Raw genomic sequence first — 12,675 nt, 5'->3', positions numbered from 1 at the left:
GGGCCGTGCCGTCCCCGACGGGTTCACGGTCGATGACTTCAGCATCGACGAGAGCGCGAACACCGTGACCTGCCCGGCGAAGATCACCCGCCCGATCAGCGTCAAAGGACGGGCAAGTTTCGGCAGTGCCTGCCCGTCCTGCCCGCTGATGAGCCGGTGCACGATGGCGAAGAACGGGCGGAAGATGCTGATCCACCCGCACGACCGGCTCCGCCGTGAACACCGGGCCAAGGCTACTGACCCGGAGTTCCTGGCGGACTACCGGCAACACCGGCCGATGGTCGAACGCTCGATCGCGTGGATGACCCGCGGAGCCAGACGCGTCCCTTACCTCGGGGTCACCAAGAATAATGCCTGGTGGATGACCCGTGCCGCCGCAATCAACCTCAAACGACTCCTCAACCTCGGACTCACCAACCAGGAGGGGGCCTGGGCACTTGGATAACACCACAGGCCAGGACCGCCACGCAGAGACCGGCCTGAACGGCGGCCAGAGACCCCGCGGAGCGCCCAAGACAGGCAACGGACCAGGATTTCAACCCCGCAGCGCCCCAACCGACGTCCGGCTCCGGCACAAAAAATGGCCCTCCGGAAAACCCGGACGTCACAGATCCGCCTAAATCAGCACGGTCCTAGCTCTACGCCCTTACCCAGGTGCCGGTGCGGGCCGCGGTTGCCGCGTCCAAGTACCCGACCTGCTGCGCGAGTCCTATGGCGGCTACTTCGCCAACGGGAAGCTGACGTGGACCGGGTCACCGCCACCGAAAGCCTCCGCCAGGCCCTCTCGGACCTGCCGGCTGACCGCCGGGACAGCGGGACCGTTAGCCGCTGCGGACGTGAGTCATCTGGGTGGCCCGCCGAAGGGTGGAGCCCATCCGACACGAATAATGACGCGTCTTATTTATGGGATTATCCAAACCGACATTACGATCACATCGTAGTTGGGGGACTTGTGTCATTCGGACTGATCTGGGGATAGCCCTGGCGTCATTGCCTAGAGACAGAAACTTCAGCTCGTAAACCTAGAGCAACTCTGGACAGGATCCGTAAATGACCGAGAGCAACACACCAACCGACGTTAAGCGCAACGCCAAAGCTCAAGCAGCAGCCAATAAGGGCAATGCCAGGGCCCAGGCCGCAGCCGACAAGGCATACCGCAAGGCATCACGTCCTTGGTTCAAAAAGAAGCGATTCCTTCTCCCCCTGATTATTCTGATCGTGGTTATCATTACGATTGCTTCCAACTCAGGCAAAAAGGACACCTCAGCGACGAGCGCTCCGGGGACCTCGGCGAGCTCGCCCGCAGCGCCGAGCGGCACCGCTGCCCAACTTCAGGCCCTGGCCGCAGCAAAGGGCTACCTGATTTCAGGCATCGGCTTCTCTCAGGCTTCCCTTACCAAGCAGCTCACCTCCAGCGCCGGCAACGGATTCGCGGAGGCCGACGCGCAGTGGGCCGTAGATAATGCCGGCGCAGACTGGAACGGGCAGGCCCTCAAGGCGGCGAAAGGCTATCTGACCTCAGGTATGGGCTTCTCGCAGGCTTCACTTACCAAGCAGCTCACCGCCGTTGCGGGCAACCAGTTCACCGAGGCGCAGGCCGCGGACGCCGTCGCCAATTCGGGCGCGGACTGGAACGCGGAGGCCGTCAAGGCGGCGAAGGGCTACATGTCCTCAGGGATGGGCTTCTCACGCCAGAGCCTTATCGGCCAGCTAACCAGCGCGGCGGGCAACCAGTTCAACGAGGCGCAGGCCGGCTACGCCGCCGACCAGGTGGGGCTGAAGTAGTAGCAGGACAGCAGTAAAGCAAAGGATCCGCACCAGTGCTGGTGCGGATCCTTTGCCTAAAGCTGCGCTGTAGGCGTTCAGCGCTTGGCGGCAGGAACAGCAACGACATCGAGATCCAGCGCTGATCCTTGCCCCTGGATTGTGACGCGGCCCCCGGACTCCGAGGGCCGCGTTCGTCGTAGGATTCGGATACTTGCACCATCAATCACTTGGGGGAAAATTGAACAAGATCGCTCCGGCCGTCGCTCTGGCGGCCGTTCTGGCTTTGACTGCGTGCGGAGGCTCCAGCGGCGGAACCTCTTCAGTCTCTGCCACAGCATCCACATTCTCCGTCGACACCAGCTGTGAACAGCTCTTTAACAAAGGTGACGAGGGGCCTATGTTCGCGGCCGCTACCTTCCTGACCAACCTTCCGGATGAGGTCACCAAGTCCGACCAGACCAAAGCCAAGATCCTGGCAACCGATCTGGAGTACGTGGCCGGCACGGCTGGCCCGGAGATCAAGTCGCATGTGGAGGCCATGGCGAAGCCGCTCAATGACCTCGCCGCGGCAGATGGAAAACACGAATTCGTGGCCGCGGACTTCAAGGAGGCCGGGAACAAGATCATCGACTTGTGCCCGGACCAGGCCGGCGACTACAACAAGGAGAAGTCCGCAGCCGCTGCGGAGGCGAAGCGGCTCGCTGATCTGGCAGCCAAAAAGAGTGCCAATGAATCTGCGGCAAAGGCTGCTGCCGATGCGAAGGCTGCAGCCGACGCGGCAGCGGCGGCACCGAGGGACTACTCAGGGTTCGGCGATGACGTCCTGACGATCACCAAGCACGCCAAGGGCCCGGCCATCCTCGTCATCAACCACACCGGCGGCAGCAACTTCGCCGTCAAATCTCTGGACAGCGCACTTCAGTCAACTGATCTGCTCGTGAACGAGATCGGCCCCTACAGCGGCACCGTCATTCTTGATGGCCAGTCGCGCGATGAGTCGACAGCTTTGGAAATCACCGCCGGCGGCGCCTGGACTGTCACGCTCAAGCCGCTGACCGGGGTGAAGTCCTTCGACGGGGCCGCCCCGATGACCGGGCACGGAGATGATGTCTTCTTCTACAAGGGCACGGCCAAGCCGGCGACGTTTGCGCACAACGGCTCCTCGAACATCGCGGTGAAGAACTTCGGCACCACCCGGACCAATCTTCTCGTCAATGAGATCGGCGCCTACACGGGCACAGTGGTCTGGGCCCCTGGGCTCTACCAAATCACGGCGGACGGTGACTGGTCTGCGACACTCAAGTGATGATGTCCAGATGGAGCGGCCGGCAGGGATGCACCCGGGGGTGAAGGCCGCCACGGCTGCCATCTGAAAGTTTGAGCATGGAAGGAGCCGGCCCGACTGATCAGGAAGGCTCCTTCGGGTGCAGTTCGCCTCAGATGAGTTGGTCGAGCTTGGTCCAGAACGCTTCCCGCAGGGCGCGGCGCACACCTTGGATGTCGGTCTTGTATTCGCCGATCCGCTGCGCGCAGTCCTTCAGCAGCACCCGATCGACCTCAACAGGCAGGACGGGCCGGTCCGCCAGGAGCTCGTTCAGCTCTCGCTGGGTGACGGTTCCGTACCAGCTGGTGGCCACGCTCTCACCGACGTCGTAGGCGACGTCCAGGGGGCTGTCCTCCGGGGTGACGGTGGACGGGCCGGAGCCGCCGGAGCTATAGACCACATGGGCTTCAGACCGGTGCATGCGGGGCAGCGGCTGGGCGTGGGGGCGGGCCGGTCCGGGGCGGGCCGCAAGGTCGGAGGGACGTGGTCCCGGGGCAGGCAGCCGGGGAATCGTTTGCGGCGCTGCTGTCACGGGCGGGACGGGCCTGGGTGCATCGGCGATGACCTTCGAGAAGCACTCCTCGATGAGCGCTGTCGGGAGCGTGATGATGCTGTCCACCCGCAGCGCCAGGTGCTCGGCCACCGAGGTGACCCCGAGCCGGTGGTTGGGATTGTCCAGACCGACCAGGACAACCTTCATGCCCAGGTCCTGGGCTTCCTCAACGGCCTCGGCCAAGTCATCATCCCCGGACATCAGGAACGCCACCGAGGCTGCCCGGTTACGGGCCACACCGACCAGGTCCAGGCCGAGCTTGAGGTCCACGCCCTTCTGGTCAAAAGCGTGCGCTGGCCCGGCTGGTCCCGGAACGTGGTGGACCAGAGAATGTGGACCACTTCGGGGGAAATCCGGACCACTCGCAGACCACCGCATTCCTGTGGGTGGACCGGTCCCTGGACGACCCTTCTGGACCACCGCGGAACAGCCTCGAAGTGAGGCCTGGGCAGATCCTCGAGCTGGTCGACGAGAAGCTCTCCCAGCGGGACGGCCTGCGAGAAAGTCAGCGCCTCGGCGTCGTCGTCCAGAATGGCCGAGTCCTGGTGAGAGCCTGCGGCGTCGACCAACGCGGCGAGAAGAAGATTGAGCACTTGCCCGTCCAGCCCCGTAATGACGTTCAAGGGGCAACACCCCGCCCCGCACGGATCGAGGCCACGATCAGCAGGAAGCCGTCTGGCCGCAGTGCACGCAGGCTGTTGGGCCGACCCTGGCCGACCTCCGGCCGACTGGGCGGTAGGTAACGAAACAGGTGCAAAAACCGCGCCAATAAAGGGAACTAAGCCCCTCCGCTCCTACTTACCTACCTCACCTACCTTAAAAGGGTTAAGAATAATATCAATATCTAGTGTGTGTTCTTCTGTGCGCCAATCACATCATTGGCACAGTCTCCTCTAAAGATGTTGTTACCCGGTCGGTTTGGTAGGTCCTCGACTCAACACGGCTACAAAACCCTGCAATCTAAAGGAATTTGGGTTCATTATTTACCTACCTAGTGGTCGGCCATGGTCGGACAACGGCGCAGCGGAGCAGTGACTGGTCGGCCGGCCCTTCTATGCAGGGGGTCGCAGTTCTCACAACTGGCTAGGAAACAAGCACCCTTGCGACCTATGGTCAGTACTGAGATTATTAGCCGCCGCGTCGCTGCACGTGTTCCAGTGGTTGGGCCCCCGTTAGCAGTCCAGCGTCTATGCGATAGCTAATGTGGTTTTTTCGGTCCACGTTTCCCAGTAGCGTTTCGGCGTCATGCCGTCCAGGGATCCGTGGGGCCGTTCATGATTGTAGATAGCTTTCCATTCGTCGGCCAAATACTTCGCTTCGGCCATGGTGTCCATGATTTCTCCGGAGAGTTGTTCCCTTCTGAATTGGGCGTTGAAGGATTCGATGAAGCCGTTCTGCCAGGGTGATCCCGGGTCGATGAATGCGGTGTCGACCCCGGCGGTGTTGCACCAGTCGACCAGTGCGGCGGCGGTGAATTCGGGCCCGTTGTCGCACCGGACGTAGGTCGGGGCGGTGCCGGTTTCGGCGATGATGTTCTCCAGTACCGCGACGACGTCGGTGGCTTTGAATGACCGCCGCGGGATGATGGCCAGCGCGGTGCGGGTGTATTCGTCGATGACGTTGAAGAACCGGATGTGCCGGCCGCAGGAGGTCACGTCGGACTGGAAGTCGAAGCTGACCACGTGCATCGGGTACTCGGCCGTGAGCCGTTTCTGCTCCCCGGCGCCGGGCCCGGTGCGGCGCTTCTTCCGCGCCCTGGGTTTACAGGTCAGCCCTTCGTCGCGCCAGAGCCGTCGCACCCGCTTCCTGTTCAGCGCCACGCCGTCCCACTCGGGCTGGTCCAGCAGGTGCCAGCGGGCCTTCCGCCAGCCCCACGCGGGGTGCTTCCCGGCGACGGCGCGCAAGGCTGCCCGGAGCTGGGCTTCCTCGAAGCCCATGTCGGGTTTCTTCTTGCGGAACGCGGACCGGTTCTGGCCCAGAAGCGCGCACGCGAAACGCTCGGATGCCCCGAACTTCTCCACCGCCATGCGCACGGCACGGCGGCGGGGTTCGGGGCTCAGAATTTTCCCTTGGCCACCTCATTGAGGATGTCGATGGCCAGTTCCTTCTCCGCCAGGAGGCGCTTGAGCCGGGCGTTCTCCTTCTCCAGCTCCCTGGTCCGCTTGGACGCCTCGGCGTTCCTCTCGGACCCGTACTGGTTCAGCCACCGGTACCAGGTCGCCTCGGTGACCTGGAGCTCCTTGATGACCTCGACCATCGGGCGCCCGTCATTGAGCATTTTCTGGCCCTGCCGGACTTTGGCGATGACCTGATCGGGGGTATGTCTGCGTGCCATGATTCGTGAATTTCCTCCTGTGTCCATTCTCGGACACGAAACTCACACAGATACTGGACTTCTATCTGGGGACCCAACCACCAGGGGGTCGCGGCAAATGACCTACCCAGCGTCACACCGCCTCGTGGCTGTTCTTGGGCCGGGATTGTCAGTGGGCCTTCTTACCATGTTGCTATGACGACAGCAGATGACTTCTACGCCCACTATTCACGCTCGGGTAAGGCTGGTTGGTATGGCCGTCTTGGTTCCCTGCGCCAGTCCATCATTCAGTGTGATGGCCCTGCCGTCTTGGACATTCTGAAGAGCCGATGTGACATCGAGAATGAAGCGCCTGATGGTTGCTGGATCTGGAATGGCGCGAAGCGGTCTGGCTACGGGTTCATTGGGCGGGGGAAGACTAATAGGCTCGCCCACCGGGTCTCTTGGGAGGCAGCACGATCCTTTACCGAGGAGCTCGGCTGGCTAAGTGTCCACCATAAATGCGGTGTTCGTTTGTGCATCAACCCTCGCCACCTCGTTGCAGTCTCTCATTTGGAAAACACAATAGAAATGCTTGAACGTCAGGCGTATCTGAGACGAATAGCAGACTTGGAAAAAGCCTTAACCGCCGTTGATCCGGGCCATTCGCTACTCGCGAAACCACCAAGGCCACTTCAAGCAACCTGGAATGCTCCATGATCGGAAGTATCCTGACATGTACCTTTGCTGAGAGGCTCACCCGGGCACGAGTAAACAGAGCACGTTCTCCAAACAGCCCTACTCATGCCGCCCCAGGGCCTGCCGGGTACCCTTACGGTCCGCCCGGGCTCCATCCAGATCTCTACGTCCATGGGCCACTGCAGTGAATCGAAGGTATCGGTGAGCCACGGCGCCATCCGGGCCTTGCCGCCAGGGTAACGCAACGGGGAAGCGTAGCGAAGGCTCATAGAGAGACTCCGAACAGGTCCGGGCCCTGACGGTCAGAGAGTTGTGCCTTGTCCATGGAGCCCATGTGTGCGGGCCGGGACGGCTGCCTCTCCGGCTACAGTCTGCCCGGGCCTGCGCGCCGGATCCCTGTCCGGCCCTTCCGCCAGTACAGGACGCCCGCCGCGACTACCAAAACCCCCAGTGCCCCTGCGATGAACCCTGCAAAGGTAGTCTCAGCATCGGAGGTCTGGACGCCGTTCACTGCCTCGGTGGACGCTTTAGCGCCGGCCACAACTTCGGGATCAGCAGCCGGAGACGTGGAAGGCGCTGCAGCCTCGGCCACAAGGGTAGGAGTCTCTGACGGAACCTCTGCCGACGAGGCTTCAGGGACTACTGCCTGTTCTCGAGTGGCCGGGGCAATGCCGGCGTCAACAGTGCCAGTCCCGCTCTGCGGCATCGTGCCGTTCTGCGGGGAGGTCTTCTGCTTGATGAACTGGTTCTGGACCGGGGCAGCCGGAATGGCCGCCGGGGCTGGCGCCGCTGGCGCCGGGGCAGCTGGAACGTATGCCGCTGCCGGGGCCTGCGGGAGCGGCACCGGCGCTGGTCCCATGCCGCCGCCGACGATCTGCCCTGCCTGACCCGGCACAGTGCTGCCGCCTCCCCCAACAACGACAGCACTTCCACCGCCGGCGACACCACCGTCGCTGTTGGGGACGCAGATTGCCACTCCGTTGATGGTCGTGCCGGTGTATCCCCGGTCGCACGCCAATGCGGGACTTGCGGACCACAGGGACGCTGCCAGCACGACGGCCGCAGTCAGAACTGAGGCAGTTGTCCTATTAGCCACGGTGTCCACCGATTCGCCGGACCAGCTGCCGGGGGCGAAGGATGAACGCGTACCCGGCCGCGGCAAGCCCGGCGAGCAGGAGCCCTGCGATGACGGCTCCGAGGATAACTCCGGTCGGTGCCTCAGCGGACGCCGATGCGGTGTCCGCCTCGATCACCAGCAGGGCAGCCGTTTCGGAGGCCGTCGCGGACGCACTGGCCGTAGCCGATTCGCTGGCTGCAACCTCCTGCACCGCCTGCTCCGCGGCCGACGCATCAGCCGGGGTGCCCGCCTCCGCGGCGGCTTCCGGGTCCGTTGTTCCTGCCTGGGCCCCCGGAGCTGCCGGTGCGGGAGCCTGGGCGCCGTTCTGGCCTGGCACGGGCACAGCCTGGGCCGGGCCCTGCGGTGACTGGAACTTCGGCACGATGCTGACCTCGACGGTGCCCTGTCCGGCAGCCGGGGCTGGGGCTGGGGCTGGAGCAGCTGGAGCCGGGACCGGAACAGCAACGGGAGGGTTGACAGCTGGAGGAGGCGGTGGCGGCGGCGGTGGGACTGCACCGGGTGCACCACTTCCTCCACCCCCGCTGACGTCTCCGCCGCCGGTGCCAGTGCCGCCGCCGCCACCCGGACCGGTGCCGTCGTCATAGCAGTATGGGGCCCCGTTGGGTGCTGTTTGGCAGACTTCTTTGGCGTGGGCGGGTGTGCTGAGCAGCAGCGGTCCTGACAGGATGGCGAGGCAGAGTCCGGCCCCAAATTTGATGCGCATTGTTCCCCCAATGATGCGCCGGGAATACCGGCTATGGCCTAGCTTATCTGAGCCGGGCGGCTTTGTGTTTGTGCTGGTCAGAGAGTTGCGGACTGTCCCGCAAGGACGTCCCGTGTCTGGTCTTACACCCCAGGCAAGTAGAGCCAGAACGGTAGGTCTCGAGCGGACCGAGGCTATGCGGCCAGCAGTTGCACATTGCCTTTACCTAGCGGGTTGGCTTCCGGCAGTCTCATGCCGGGGCCCAGCACCAGGTATTCGGTTCCGACGCGGGAGCTTCCGGCCGTGTGCGGGATGTCGAATTCAACGACTTCTGAGCCTGGGTACAACAAGGGGATCTGGGGGTGGGCATCGTAGGTGAGCAGCCACGGGGCTTTCAGCCGGTTCAGCGCACGGGCCAGGCGCTCATGCAGGTCATCATCCATTCCGATGGCATACAGGTCGTTGCCGACCCCGATATAGGGAGGATCGACGAAGCAAAAGACCTCATCCTGGACTCCTGAGCTCGGAAGGTCTTCCAGGAAGCTGATGCCGTCTCCGGCGAATACCTTGAACCGGTCTCCCAAAGCGTGGACGGCGCGTATCCGATCCGCCAGGGCCGGGGCATTGAAGCGGGCACCAATAGTGTCCCGTCCCGATTGCGCCTTGCCGCCTATGGGCCCAACATTCGAAATGATCATGCCGGAGCGGGAGCAACGGTTCAGGATGAAGGCGGCCAGGCCAAGCTCAAATACATCGACGTGGTCGCCGCTCAGCGAAGCCGCGACTTTCTGCCTGGACTCCTGGAACAACTCCAAGGTGGGGACAATCCCTTCCACCCTGGCGGCCAGGGCCGGCCCGTCGTTCATCACGGTGGTCCAGAACGCGGCCAGGGCAGGGTTGGCTTCGACGATCCACGCTTCAGGGACTTTGCCGGCGGCCAAGGCCGTGAGGGCTGCGCCGGCGCCCCCGCCGAACGGTTCCAACCAGATCTCGACGTCCATGGGCCACCGCAGAGCCTCAAAGGTGTCGGTCAGCCAGGGCGCCATACGGGCCTTGCCTCCCGGGTACCGGAGCGGGGAGGCATAGCGGGTGCTCGATGGGGTCTGGGAGGCAGTCATGGGCTAGATGTGTGCGGATGCGCCCGATCTTCTCCCCGGCCCTCCTCCGCAGTCAGTGCCGTGACGGGAACGGGATCGAGGACCATGTCCCCGATCCTGCCTCGGTTCAGCTTGGCTGGCCTTTCCTGGTCGCTGCGGCGCCGGTACCCACACCACACAGGCCGGCACCTCGCAGAAACCAAGCGCTATCCGGGCTGGCCCTGCCCTCCCCTGGCTGCTCATCGTCCGCGATGGCCGCACACATCAGGGGCAGCAGCCATACCGATCGAAGGACCCTGCCATGAATACCTTTAGCCGCAACCGTGTCCAGCGCGGCATCCCGACCGGCGGCCAGTTCGCCGCCGAGCAGCACAACGAAGCAACCATTACGCTCAGCGCCCATCCTGCCAAAAACTGGGGCCAGTTGAACCTTCAGGAGGGCTCCCGAACACCGTGGGGCCAGGCGCAGGAAGTTCGCCACTACGCGCCAGGAATCGCCGTCGTGACCTGCGCGGGGCACGGTGGCATCAAGCTGTCCCAGGAGCGCAACCGTGAGGTCCCGCCCGCACTCCGCCGCAGTTCGGGCTGGTACGAGGAGGACTGTGAATTTCAGATCGCCGGCATGTACTTCCCGGAGGAAACCCGGCCGCGCGCGGCCACCGGGCACACCCACGACTGGGAGCTCGATGAATGGAAGGACTACTGCCAGTCCAGTGTCCGCGGCTGGTTTCCGGACGGGTACGAGAAGGCCACCGGCGAGACGGTCCTGCCCGGCCAGTCCAGTGTCCGCGACCGTGAAACCTGGCTCGCCGCCCACGCTGATGAGTGGGTGTGCCGGTCAGCAAGCAACCTCAACGACGGCACCGTGGCGGTATTCGCCACCCGCCACGGTGAAGAGAAGCGGTTCGTGGTGCCCCGGGACGAATACAGCACCCGTACCGAGAACAAAGAGCCGGGCGCCCAGGGGACGTTCATCGTTGACCCGGCCCGGCACCGCGAGCTGCCCCCGGAGCCGGCGAAGCCGAAGACCCCGGCACCCCGCTTCCATGGCATGGACACGTCCGGGCTGACTGACCTGCAGCGAAGCCGCGCCGACAACGAACTGTGCAGGCACTGGCGGTCCGAGGACGGGCGGTCCCGCACGATGCGCGAGATCATCGAAAACGAAGGCATCACCGGCAAGACCGCGTTCACAGCCAACGGGAAGACCGAATACCATCTGTCTTCCTACAAGAACCTCGAAGACAGCAGCGGCTACAGTTTCCCCGTCTCGAAGGCGCTCTGGGACGCGGTTGAAGCACCGGACAAGCGCACCGAAGCCCAGCGGGCCGGACAGAAAGCAGACCGTGCCTTCGACCGGTGGCAGAACGCCGACTGGAACGATCGCAAGAAAGCCAAGGCCGCGTACGAGAAGCTCGCAGCTGAAGCGGAGCAGATCCGGGCCAGGGAGCAGAAAGCAGCCAAATAGCCTGGCCCAGAGACGACGTCAGCCCCGGAGCAAGTTCGATGCTCCGGGGCTGATGCCCTTGTCCTTAGACCCGCGAATTGAAGGACGCACCGGATTCGAACCGGTATCTCCAGGCAGCTGTGCCCGGTGTATTGCCGTCGGCAGTGTCGCTTTTCGGTCAGCCCAGGTTTTGTCCCTGGTGCTGGCCGGACACCGCTCCATACAAGCGCTCCGTGCGCAGTCCCCGATCCCGCAGGTGGCACTCTTTCTCTACCCACGCACACACCTGGGCGTGCCGGACAGAAGCGGGGACTGCTTGAAAGACGGCGCGTGTGCGAGACGGACGCCTTCCCATCAAGGATGTGTGCGGCATCTGGAATCTCTATACCCCCAATGAAGGTCTGGAATTCACGGCCGTCGCTACACTGGACACACATGAGGCAAGTGGTGCGAAATGACGAAAAGGGACTTTTCCTGGTCTCGGCCACGACAAGCAGCCAGTTCAAGCTGGATATGAACGCCAGGTTAGTGCGCCGGCAGTTGGCGGCTACGCCACTGGTCGCTGACTTCTTGGACGTCGATGCCTCGCCTCTCCGGCGGAACGGAGCGACCCTCGAGCTGCTCATGGTCGAACACTGCAGGGTCGGGGAACCGGTCAGGCTATTTTTTCAGGTTACGGAGGGTCATATCACCACTGAGCGGATGACATCACCGGTGGTCCGGATGGTAGAACTGGCGGGGTCCGAAGCGTGAGCGAAACTTCCGGTTCAGGGTTACTTGGGGTGGTCGGTGACTGGCATGGGAACCAGCAATGGGCGGTCACTGCGATCCGCTCAGCGGCGCGTGAAAATGTCACGACGCTCATACACGTCGGAGACTTCGGCCTTGACTGGCCGGGCGCCAGGCGCGGCCGCTACGAACAAAAGCTGAACCGGGCCCTGGCCGAACACGGGATCATGATGGTGGTCTCTCCCGGCAATCACGATAATCTCAGTCGGATCGGCCAGCTCGATGTTGAGGAGGATGGGCTCATCACCTGGCGCAGCAACATCAAAGTGTTGCCCAAGGGCGGTCGCACCGTCATTTCCGGACTTCGGATCGGTGGCCTGGGCGGTGCGTACTCTGTGGACCAGGCCTGGCGCACCGAGGGGAAAGACTGGTGGCCTGACGAAGAGCCCACAGTCGAACAGGCCGAGCGGTTGGTCGCCGACGGCCCCGTGGACATCCTGATAACCCATGACGCCCCGGCGGGCGTACCGGTACGCAGCGGGCTCGACCTCCCCGCGGACGTTGTTGCTGGGGCCGATCGCACGAGGATTCTGCTGCGTGAAGTAGCGGACCAACTCAAGCCCCCTCTGCTTTTTTGTGGCCACTGGCACCAAAGGGAGACCCACGACTTGGAACACCCGGACGGACGCGTAACGCGGGTCGACGTGCTCGACATGGAGAACAGCCGGGAAGGGAACGGGGTGCTCGTCTGGCCTGGCAGCACGCCGCTGCGAGTCGAGCCATTGTTTATCCGCGGCAACCCATGACCCTTTTATCAGCCGCGGTCAGGTGGCTGCGCGGGCGTCGCTTCAGGGGGTGCCCGTTCGCGGACCTGTTCGGCAGCGGAAGGATGCCGGTTCAGCACCCGCCTTGTATCCCCTTACGTGGACGTTCCCTGCGCGAATGC

General features: G+C 63.6%; 12 protein-coding genes. 6 read left to right on the top strand and 6 right to left on the bottom strand.

Features of this window, described 5'->3' with window-relative positions; all coding sequences use genetic code 11:
* The 3 genes from DAD99_RS20905 to DAD99_RS20895 form a co-directional block, all read left to right on the top strand.
* Positions 1 to 445: transposase (locus DAD99_RS20905; RefSeq protein WP_193343096.1), on the top strand; the 445-nt coding region annotated here is incomplete at its 5' end.
* A gap of 605 nt (positions 446 to 1,050) precedes the next feature.
* Complete coding sequence (locus DAD99_RS20900) at positions 1,051 to 1,785, top strand: Ltp family lipoprotein (protein WP_193343095.1); 735 nt, start codon at positions 1,051 to 1,053, stop codon at positions 1,783 to 1,785.
* Positions 1,786 to 2,005: 220 nt separating this feature from the next.
* Positions 2,006 to 3,073 carry a hypothetical protein gene (locus tag DAD99_RS20895; protein ID WP_227008354.1) on the top strand — a complete coding sequence of 356 codons (1,068 nt, stop codon included), beginning with the start codon at positions 2,006 to 2,008 and terminating at the stop codon, positions 3,071 to 3,073.
* A gap of 130 nt (positions 3,074 to 3,203) precedes the next feature.
* On the opposite strand, the gene DAD99_RS20890 is transcribed toward DAD99_RS20895, so the two are convergent.
* From DAD99_RS20890 to DAD99_RS20885, 3 genes are all read right to left on the bottom strand, one after another.
* Positions 3,204 to 3,914 (bottom strand): NYN domain protein, encoded by a 711-nt coding sequence (locus DAD99_RS20890; RefSeq protein ID WP_309233454.1) that lies wholly within the window; start codon positions 3,912 to 3,914, stop codon positions 3,204 to 3,206.
* Entirely contained in the window at positions 3,845 to 4,237 is a 393-nt protein-coding gene (locus DAD99_RS22225) for a hypothetical protein (protein ID WP_309233453.1), read from the bottom strand. The genes DAD99_RS20890 and DAD99_RS22225 overlap by 70 nt, the downstream gene beginning before the upstream one ends.
* Before the next feature lie 594 nt (positions 4,238 to 4,831).
* Positions 4,832 to 5,979, bottom strand: a protein-coding gene (locus DAD99_RS20885; RefSeq protein WP_193343092.1) for an IS3 family transposase whose coding sequence is annotated in 2 segments (ribosomal slippage) — positions 4,832 to 5,706 and positions 5,706 to 5,979 — 1,149 coding nt in all. Because the reading frame shifts where the segments join, the coding sequence is not laid out codon by codon here.
* A gap of 174 nt (positions 5,980 to 6,153) precedes the next feature.
* On the opposite strand from DAD99_RS20885, the gene DAD99_RS22380 reads away from it, so the two are divergent.
* Positions 6,154 to 6,657 carry an HNH endonuclease gene (locus DAD99_RS22380; RefSeq protein ID WP_193343091.1) on the top strand — a complete coding sequence of 168 codons (504 nt, stop codon included), beginning with the start codon at positions 6,154 to 6,156 and terminating at the stop codon, positions 6,655 to 6,657.
* A gap of 343 nt (positions 6,658 to 7,000) precedes the next feature.
* On the opposite strand, the gene DAD99_RS20875 is transcribed toward DAD99_RS22380, so the two are convergent.
* The 3 genes from DAD99_RS20875 to DAD99_RS20865 all read right to left on the bottom strand — a co-directional run bounded on the left by DAD99_RS20875 (position 7,001) and on the right by DAD99_RS20865 (position 9,574).
* The gene (locus DAD99_RS20875; RefSeq protein ID WP_193343090.1) at positions 7,001 to 7,732 is read right to left on the bottom strand and encodes a hypothetical protein; all 732 of its coding nucleotides are present in this window, start codon (positions 7,730 to 7,732) and stop codon (positions 7,001 to 7,003) included.
* Positions 7,725 to 8,477, bottom strand: a complete 753-nt coding sequence (locus DAD99_RS20870; RefSeq protein ID WP_193343089.1) for a hypothetical protein — start codon at positions 8,475 to 8,477, stop codon at positions 7,725 to 7,727. Before DAD99_RS20870 ends, DAD99_RS20875 begins: the two co-directional genes overlap by 8 nt.
* 173 nt (positions 8,478 to 8,650) lie before the next feature.
* The gene (locus DAD99_RS20865) at positions 8,651 to 9,574 is read right to left on the bottom strand and encodes a DNA adenine methylase (protein ID WP_193343088.1); all 924 of its coding nucleotides are present in this window, start codon (positions 9,572 to 9,574) and stop codon (positions 8,651 to 8,653) included.
* Positions 9,575 to 9,854: 280 nt separating this feature from the next.
* On the opposite strand from DAD99_RS20865, the gene DAD99_RS20860 reads away from it, so the two are divergent.
* A complete protein-coding gene (locus DAD99_RS20860; protein ID WP_193343087.1) occupies positions 9,855 to 11,021 on the top strand; it encodes a DUF7007 domain-containing protein in 1,167 nt (388 codons plus the stop codon).
* 728 nt (positions 11,022 to 11,749) lie between these two features.
* Complete coding sequence (locus tag DAD99_RS20855; protein WP_193343086.1) at positions 11,750 to 12,535, top strand: metallophosphoesterase; 786 nt, start codon at positions 11,750 to 11,752, stop codon at positions 12,533 to 12,535.
* Positions 12,536 to 12,675 lie beyond the last annotated feature (140 nt).

Origin of the sequence: Pseudarthrobacter sp. AB1 (assembly GCF_014926485.1) — a bacterium.
GTDB lineage: Bacteria > Actinomycetota > Actinomycetes > Actinomycetales > Micrococcaceae > Arthrobacter.
Note: the sequence above shows the minus strand (reverse complement) of the source record. Positions and strands in the feature narration are given on the sequence as shown.